At 71.5% G+C, this 8,042-nt stretch carries 7 protein-coding genes; 3 read left to right on the top strand and 4 right to left on the bottom strand.

Annotation, left to right across the window (positions count from 1 at the left end):
* The 3 genes from VGW35_23890 to pyk form a co-directional block, all read left to right on the top strand.
* On the top strand, positions 1–482 hold a 482-nt coding region (locus VGW35_23890; GenBank protein ID HEV8310717.1), incomplete at its 5' end, for an FAD-dependent oxidoreductase.
* Positions 483–752: 270 nt separating this feature from the next.
* Complete coding sequence (locus VGW35_23885; GenBank protein ID HEV8310716.1) at positions 753–1,700, top strand: fumarylacetoacetate hydrolase family protein; 948 nt, start codon at positions 753–755, stop codon at positions 1,698–1,700.
* Positions 1,700–3,124 carry a pyruvate kinase gene (gene pyk, locus VGW35_23880; GenBank protein HEV8310715.1) on the top strand — a complete coding sequence of 475 codons (1,425 nt, stop codon included), beginning with the start codon at positions 1,700–1,702 and terminating at the stop codon, positions 3,122–3,124. The genes VGW35_23885 and pyk overlap by 1 nt, the downstream gene beginning before the upstream one ends.
* 317 nt (positions 3,125–3,441) lie before the next feature.
* Here pyk and VGW35_23875 read toward each other — a convergent pair whose 3' ends face one another.
* The 4 genes from VGW35_23875 to VGW35_23860 form a co-directional block, all read right to left on the bottom strand.
* The gene (locus tag VGW35_23875; GenBank protein ID HEV8310714.1) at positions 3,442–4,560 is read right to left on the bottom strand and encodes a hypothetical protein; all 1,119 of its coding nucleotides are present in this window, start codon (positions 4,558–4,560) and stop codon (positions 3,442–3,444) included.
* 5 nt (positions 4,561–4,565) lie between these two features.
* Complete coding sequence (locus VGW35_23870) at positions 4,566–5,261, bottom strand: RraA family protein (GenBank protein HEV8310713.1); 696 nt, start codon at positions 5,259–5,261, stop codon at positions 4,566–4,568.
* A 59-nt stretch (positions 5,262–5,320) separates the two neighbouring features.
* Positions 5,321–5,947, bottom strand: coding sequence for a tetratricopeptide repeat protein (locus VGW35_23865; GenBank protein HEV8310712.1), 627 nt, complete (start codon positions 5,945–5,947; stop codon positions 5,321–5,323).
* Positions 5,944–8,042, bottom strand: a 2,099-nt coding sequence (locus tag VGW35_23860) for a hypothetical protein (protein HEV8310711.1), incomplete at its 5' end; no start/stop codon positions are given. The genes VGW35_23860 and VGW35_23865, both read right to left, overlap by 4 nt.

Raw genomic sequence — 8,042 nt, 5'->3', positions numbered from 1 at the left:
TCTACATCCGGCCCGAGGTCGGCGGACTCATGCTGGGTGGGTTCGAGGCACGGCCGAAGGCCTTCCGGATGGCGGAGCTGCCCGCCACGTTCGAGATCGAGCATACGGAGAAAGACCTGGGCGTCCTCGAGGAGCTGGCCGGCGGGCTCACCCGGGTATTCCCGCTGCTGGCGGGAGCGCCCGTCCTGAAGGGCTGCGCGGGACTTCCCACGTTCACCCCCGACGGCCAGTACCTGCTGGGCGCGGTGCCGGGGGTCTCCGGACTCTACGTCGCCGCGGGGTGCAACGCCATCGGGATCGCGGGCTCGCTCCTCGTCGGTGAGTGGCTCAGCGAGCTGGTGCTCGAGGGACGGACGCGCCTGGACACCGAGACCCAGTCGCTCACGCGCTTCGGCGCCCGCTACGCGAGCCAGCGGCGGCTCCAGGCGGACTGCGAATCCATCTATGCGAACTTCTACAGCCTCGACAAAGGGGCCTTCTAGGTCATTTCGGGGGGGGTCTCGGAAGACCCCCCCGATGCCCCCCCATCGTGGCGGCGGCGAAGCCGCCGCTCGGAGTACTCCTCGATCCACCACGCGCTCGCTGGTCGGCGCCGGGCCGGATCACTCCGACACACGCCTGGTGTTGGCCGAGCCTCTCGCCTCTCTACGTCCCGGCGCGGGCGCGGCGGTTTCTTCGGGAAGGCTCCTCTTGGCGATATCATTGGGTGGTTGCTGGGTGCCGCACCTGACGGAGTCTCGGGGAGGGCCTCGATGCAGCTCGTGACCTATCTGGCCGGCCGGACGCCGCGGCTCGGCGCCGTGTGGCATGACACCGTGCTCGATCTGCGGAACCTGTCGGCCGACATGGCGGCTCAGCGCCAGGCCCGACCGGCCCCGGAGAGCCTGCTGCCCCGCACGGTGCTCGAGCTGATCGACGGCGGCCCCCCCACGTGGGGCCGCGCCCACGAAGTATGGGACTACGGGCGTGCCCTCGTCGACCGCCTCGATCCCGCCGACCTCCGGCGCCGCGGCGTCGCGCGCGCCCTCTCCCGCGTCCGGCTGGGGGCGCCGATCCCGCGGCCACGCAAGAACATCTTCTGCATGGGCCGCAATTACGCCGAGCACGCCGCCGAGCGGGGCGCCGCTCCGCCCGAGCGCCCGGTCTTCTTCACCAAGCCGCCCACTGCGGTCATCGGGCCCGGGGCCTCCATCGTCCACCACGCGGTCACCCAGGCCCTCGACTACGAGGTGGAGCTGGCGGTCGTTCTGGGCCGCGCGGGCCGGGACCTCGTTCCCGAGGACGCCCTCTCCCACGTCTTCGGCTACACCGTCCTCAACGACGTGACGGCTCGTGACCTCCAGAAGACGCACCAGCAATGGTTCAAGGGGAAGTCCCTCGATACGTTCTGCCCGATGGGGCCCGTGCTGGTGACCGCCGACGAGATCCCGGACCCACAGGCGCTCGGCATCCGCCTTCGCGTCAACGGGGAGACCCGTCAGGAGGCCACCACTCGCCAGATGATCTTCGACGTCTCCGCTCTCCTGGCTGCGCTCTCGGCGGGGATGACACTGGAGCCCGGCGACATCCTGGCCACCGGCACCCCGTCCGGCGTGGGGGCGGCGACGGGCGCCTATCTCAAGGTGGGGGACTTCGTCGAGGCCGAGATCGACGGGATCGGCTGTCTGCCGAACCGCGTCGTCGCGGCGGATGCCTCCTGATGCGCGAGCGGCTGGCCAAGATCGTCTGCACGATCGGCCCCGCCTCGATGGCCGAGGGGATCATCGAGCAGATGGCGCGGGCCGGCATGGACGTGGCGCGCCTGAACTTCTCCCACGGGACGCACGCCGAGCACGGTCAGGCCATCGAGCGCATCCGCTCGGTCGAGGCGCGCCTCGGCAAGCCGATCGCCATCCTGCAGGACCTGCAGGGGCCGAAGATCCGGCTCGGGGCCTTCGAGGGCGGGGGCGCGACGCTTCGCCGCGGTCGACCGTTCGTGCTGACCACGGCCAGCGTGCCCGGCTCGGCCGAGCGGGCCACGATCTCCTATCAGGGCTTCTCCCGCGACGTCAAGCCGGGAGACCGGGTTCTCATCGATGATGGGCGGATCGCCCTGGAGGTGCAGGACGTCCAGGGCGAGGAGGTGACCTGCCGGGTCGAGACCGGCGGTCAGGTTCAGGATCACAAGGGCGTCAACCTGCCGCGGACGACGGTGCGGATGGCAGTCCTCACCGACAAGGATCGAGAGGACCTGCTCTTCGGCCTGCGGCACGGCGTGGACTACGTCGGGGTCTCGTTCGTGCGCTCGGCGGCGGACATCCTCGAGGTGCGGGAGTTCATCAACGAGCAGCGCTCGGATTCCCAGGTCGTGGCCAAGCTCGAACGGCCGGAGGCCCTCGGACGGCTCGACGAGATCCTGGCTGCCACCAGCGCGGTCATGGTCGCGCGAGGCGACCTCGGGGTGGAGATGCCGCTCGAGGAGGTGCCGATCGCCCAGAAGGAGATCATCCGCAAGGCCCGCCTGGCCCGGACGCCGGTCATTACCGCGACCCAGATGCTCGAGTCCATGATCGTGTCGCTCCGCCCGACCCGCGCCGAGGTCTCTGACGTCGCCAACGCGGTCCTCGACGGCACCGACGCGGTCATGCTCTCCGCCGAGTCGGCGGCCGGCGCCTATCCGGTCGAGGCCGTGCGGACGCTCGACCGGATCATCCGGCGGACCGAGGCGGCTTTCCCGCCGGCCTCGATGGATCGGCCGCGCCGCGGGGAAGTCTCGTTTCCCCAGGCCATCTCGGATGCGGCCGCCTTCTCCGCCCAGGAGCTCAAGGCCCGGGCCATCGTGGCCTTCACGCAATCCGGCTCGACTGCGCGCCTCATCTCGCAGGACCGCCCCCCGGTGCCCATCATCGCCTTCACGCCCTCCGAGCGAGTGCGCCGTCGCCTCGCTCTCGACTGGGGCGTGGTGCCACGCCTGATCCCCAGGCTCGCCACGATCGATGAGATGGTGACCGCCATCGAGTCCAACCTCCTGGCCGACCGCTCGGTGCGCTACAACGACATCCTGATCATCGTGTCCGGCGCGCCGCTCTGGGTGCGCGGGACCGTGAATCTGCTGAAGCTGCACCGCGTCGGCGAGCACCGCTAGATCCTGGGAGGGGCCTCGACGGCCCCCTCCCAACCTCCCCCACCTTTCGGGTTGGGTGGGCGGGCGCGGCGGCGAAGCCGCCGCTCGGAGCGGAACACCAACCGTAGGTGGTCGGGTCGTCGCGTATCGCTTGGTTAGCCTCCTGGCGGGGAGCGTGGCCGAGGTGCAGGACAAGCTCGCTCGCCTTCGGGAGGCCGGCGTCGGCATGGTGTGGCTCCCGACGTTTTTCATGCCCGGAGACCCGCGGCCCCAGCTCGACCGCTTCGCCCAGGAGGTCATCCCCGCCTTCCGGTCGGCCTCGGCCTGGCCTCCGATCCTCACCCCTTCATCAGCGCGAGAAAGGTCGCGACGTCCCTGAAGAGATCGGTCGGGCGGCCGGCCCACGCGTAGCGCTGCAAGCACACCAGCCACGCGACCAGGACGACGCGCGCCAGCAGCGCCGAGCGCCCGGGCCGCCAGGCGCCCACCGCGAGCGGCGCGGCGAGCAGCACCAGCGCGTGCCACCAGTAACCGGTGTCGACGAGCGCGAGGCCCAGCGTGACCGCCACCGTGCCCGCGACCGCCCCGTCGGCGAGCGCGAGGCTCGATACGAACGCGACCACACTGGCCCCGACCACGATCCACAGGGCGCTGGCGTCGGTTCGGACGATGAGTGGCGCTGTCTGGCGGAATGTCTCGAAATGCGGGTGCATGAGCGCGAACGTCCCGACCGAGAGGACACAGGCGACCCCGACGATGATCAGGTCGCGCCACGGCCACTCGCGCGGAGCTCGCCCGCGGATGGTTTCGAGGACCGCGATTCCCCCCAGGGCGACCAGGGGGGCGGCACGGTAGTGCGCGAGGGCGGCCAGCGCGAACCATCGCAGACTCTGGATCGGGCGCTCCCGCGCCAACTCGCGGATCGCCATGGCCCCGAGGCCGACCCACACCGAGTCGTAGAACCCTTGGAGTCCCGCCCGGACCAGATAGAGCCAGCTGACGAGAGCGACGAGGCTTCGCCCGGCTCCGGACAGGGTGTCCAGTTCGAGCAGCACGGCGCCGAAGGCGAGATGCGTGAGGAGGATGACGTACAGCATGCAGAGCCTGGCGAATCCCTGCTCGGAGAGGGGGAGCACCTGTCCCAGCAGGGTCACCGGGAGGAAGAGCGCGAAGACCCCCGGGGGGTACGCGTAGGGCACCGCTTCCCAGGTGATGATCGGATGGCGATAGGCGACGTCGGCCGCGACCTCCCCGAACGGCCTCCGGTAGAGGTCGAGCCCCTTGTGCAGGAAGACCCAGGCGGCGAACGCATGGCGCATGTGATCGGTGTGGATGCCGGACAGGTCGCCGACCGGACTCTTGCCCAGGACGGGCACGAGCGTCGAGACCACGAAGGAGGCGACGACCAGGGCGACGGCCAGGCGGCGCCGGTCGGACCGCGCCGAGGGGCTGACCAAGGCGGTCAGTACGCTTGCTGCATGGCCTTCCGGGCGGCCTTGAGCTGGTCGAGGGTCACGCCCGGCTTCTGACAGACCGCGATCATCGTCCGCTCGCGCGCCTCGATCCGCGTCGCCGCCTCCGGGATCCGGGCGGCGATCTCGGGCGGGATGACGACGACGCCGTGCTGGTCACCGTGCAGGAGGTCTCCGGGCCGCACGACGAGCCCGCCCACCTTCACGGGCAGGCCGAAATCGACCATGTGCACGTAGGCGTGCGACACCGAGACGTGAGCCGAGAAGAAGTGGAAGCCGAGCGCCTCCGCCTCGGGGAGATCACGCACCGTCCCATCGGTCACCACGCCGGCGCAGCCGAGCGCCTTGTGGATGTTCGCCTGCACCTCGCCCCAGTAGGCCCCGACGCCGCGCGGCTCGTCGATGTCGTGCATGACCACGACCCGCGGCCCCGGGCTCTGGGCGACGTGGTCCCACCACGCGAACTCGGCGGCCCGGTGGCCCTCGAGCGGCGGCGGCTCGGCGCGGATGAGAGCGGTGACGGCATGGCCCAGCATCACGCCGAGCCGCGGGAAGCGGCAGACGATCTCGGCGGCCACGAACCCGGCATTGCGCGGCCGGACGCCGAAGGTCTCGATGGCGTTGGCGATCGTGGGAGACGAGATCTTCCGCAGTGCGTCCAGGACCTCGGGATCGAGCGAAGCCATGCTTCCTCCCTCACGGTGCGCCGCGGAGGCGGCGGTTCGGGGATCGCGACGGGTCTCGGTCAAATCGCCCGGCGCCGCCGCTGCTTCAACACCTCGCGGAGCTGGTCCAGCACGGCCTCGACCTGCCCGAGGTTCGGGTTCACCGCGAGCGCCCGCTCGAAGTACTCAGCCGCGCGCTCGAGGTCGCCCTTCTGGAGGTAGATCAGGCCGAAGCCCGACAGGGCGCCGAAATGGATGGGATTCCGCCGCATGACCTCCTCGCAGTCGGCCAGCGAGCGGTCGTACTCGCCCATGAGGTAATAGACGGTCGCGCGCTTGTTCCAGCCTTCGGCGAACGCCGGGGCGCGGTCGATCACCTCGCCGAAGACGGTGGCGGCGTCGAGGTACCGTCCCTCGTCCATGAGGGCGATGCCCCGCTGGAGCAGGATATCCACGTCGGGGTCTCCGGAGCGCTGCCAGATTGCCCACAGGGCGGCCTGGGCCGCGCCCCGGACCTCGGCATCGGCGTCGCGGAGGGCCTTGGCCAGCTCCCCGGTGGCGGCCGCCGTCCCGATCTCGGCCAGGCGCGCCGCCGCCGCGCGCCGCTCGACCGCCGGACCGGTCCTGAGCTGAGCCAGGAGCGCCGCCTCGTCGGCGGCCGTCGCCGCCGCCGTCAGGAGGGCCAGGGACGCGACCCAGGTCTTCATCGACGCCTCCATCGGCCCACCACCAGTGTCGCCATCGCTCCCAGCCCGGCGACGAGGGCGATCACGACCCCCCGCCGGAAGGCGTAGGGCTCGTAGCGGAACTCGACCTCGTGCTCGCCGCCCGGCACACAGACGCCGCGGAAGAGGAGATTCGCATTGTAGATCGGCGCGCGTCGGCCGTCGACCCGCGCGCGCCATTCCTTGCCGTGGGCGTCGGCCAGGATCAGAAAGGCGGGTCCTTCCGACCGGAGGCGGAGCCGGACGAGCGTCGGGCTGTAGTCGACCAGCGCGACGTCCTCCGCCGACGGGTCCCCGACACGCAGGCTCGGCTGGCAGGCCGGGGTGGTCTCCACGACGGCTGTTCGTCGGGGATCGATGCGCAGGAGAGTCGGCAGGATGCGCTCCACCTCGGGGACGACGAGGAGCTCCTCGACCAGGAACGCCCGGGGCAGGGCCTCGCCGTTCTCCCACAGATTCGGCCCGAGCTGGTGGTAGCGCCGGCCGAGCGCGTAGAGGTCGACCTCGTCGAGCCGAAGCTGGCGCACGGCGATGGGGTACGGGAGGCGGTTTCTGACTCGAACCTCCCGGGCCGACTGTCGGGGAGTCAGCGTGGCCGACGCCAGCACGGCCCGGTCCTCGTCGGCGGCGACCCTGGTGGCGTGACCGGCGGTCCCCGCGCCGGTCGAGGCACAGCCGAGACAGAGATCGAGCCGCTCGCCGGTCGGACTCAGGGTGAGACGGAGCGGGTCCTCCGAGATCGGCCCGGCCTCCGGCTCGGCGACCACGGTCAGCCGCCCGATCGTGCCGTCGAGGAGCCCGCGCAGGTCGTAGCGGCGCTCGTCGCCGGGCAGAAGCCGCGGGGGGCGGTGCTTGGGCTGGTTCCTCAAGCGCGAGTCGTGCTCGTTCAGGACGAGGTAGCGCACGTTGGCGAGGTCGAGGAGGGGCGCGTGGCGAACCGGGTCGGTAAGCGCCTGCGAGAAGTCATCGTACCGATCCGTCGCGAGCTGGGTGTCGTGGCTCAGGATCTCCAGGCGGTCGACGAGCCCCGCGTTGGCCTCGAAGTCGCGGCCTCGCCGATGGAGCCACCCCTCGCTCCGCACCCGCTGACGACCCGGCTCGGCCTGGAGCTCGCGGACGATGTCGTTCCGCGTCCAGGCGATCGCCGGCGACGAATGCGACCACATCGCCGCGCGGTGCGGATGGACGAGGTCCACCAGCAGGAGCCCGATGGTGAGGAGCTGGGCGGGCCGGGGCCGGAGCCAGCCGGCCCGCCCCAGCTCGAGGACCGCCACCTGGGCGACGAAGAGGCCGACGAAGCGGGCGTACAACTCGGGAAACCGGGTCGCTAGCGGTTCCGACCAGGCCGGCACGCCGGCGAGCCTGATGGCGATGTACCCGGCCAGCGCGAGACCGAGCGCGGCCCGCCAGCCCCAGCAGAGCGCAGTCACGCGTCGCCGGGCGTCCCCGGACTGGAGCGCCCGCCGCCAGGCATCCAGGCCGAGGGCGGCCAGCCCGGCCGCTCCCAGCGCGGTGAGGAGGGTAGCCCGAGCCGAGGCGCGGAAGGCGCCGAGGAGAGGCACGCGCCGGACCACCTCGAGGTAGCCCGGGATGAGGGGGCCGAGGGCGAGCGCGAGTCCCACGATGGCGAGGAGCGCGAAATACCGGCTCCAGACGTCCCGCCGGAGCACCACCCCCGCGGCGGCGAGAAGCAGCGTCCCGGTTCCGACGTAGATGACGAACTCGTCGGCAGACTGGAAGCGGTCGGTGGCGAAGTAGGCGAACGGCACGAGGAGCGTGAGGAGCTGCTCGAGCGGCAGCGTGTCGATGGCCAGGAACTCCGCGCTCGGCGTCCATCGGGAGGCGCTCCGCGCCATGCCGAGCGTGGGTAGGAGCTGGGGTGCCGCCAGGCCCAGCCCCAGGAGCACGACCACGGCGGTGGTGGCCGGAATCCGGAGACGTGTCCACCAATCGGCCCCGCGCCAGCGGCTCTGGAGCACGGTCAGCGACGAGAGCCCCAGCGCCACGCCGGCGTAGAAGGCCACCTGGGGGTGTCCGCCGAGGACGACGAGGGCGAGCAGGCCGCCGGCGGCGATCC

This window comes from Candidatus Methylomirabilota bacterium (assembly GCA_036005065.1).
Taxonomy (GTDB): Bacteria; Methylomirabilota; Methylomirabilia; order Rokubacteriales; family DASRDR01; genus DASYQW01.
This window is presented reverse-complemented; position numbering and strand designations above follow the sequence as displayed.

What these genes read in the sequence shown, in the direction of transcription:
- VGW35_23885 (HEV8310716.1), top strand. Translation starts at nt 753, where the DNA reads ATGCAGCTCGTGACCTATCTGGCCGGCCGGACGCCGCGGCTCGGCGCC.
- pyk (HEV8310715.1), top strand. Translation starts at nt 1,700, where the DNA reads ATGCGCGAGCGGCTGGCCAAGATCGTCTGCACGATCGGCCCCGCCTCG.
- VGW35_23870 (HEV8310713.1), bottom strand. Translation starts at nt 5,261, where the DNA reads ATGGCTTCGCTCGATCCCGAGGTCCTGGACGCACTGCGGAAGATCTCG.
- VGW35_23865 (HEV8310712.1), bottom strand. Translation starts at nt 5,947, where the DNA reads ATGAAGACCTGGGTCGCGTCCCTGGCCCTCCTGACGGCGGCGGCGACG.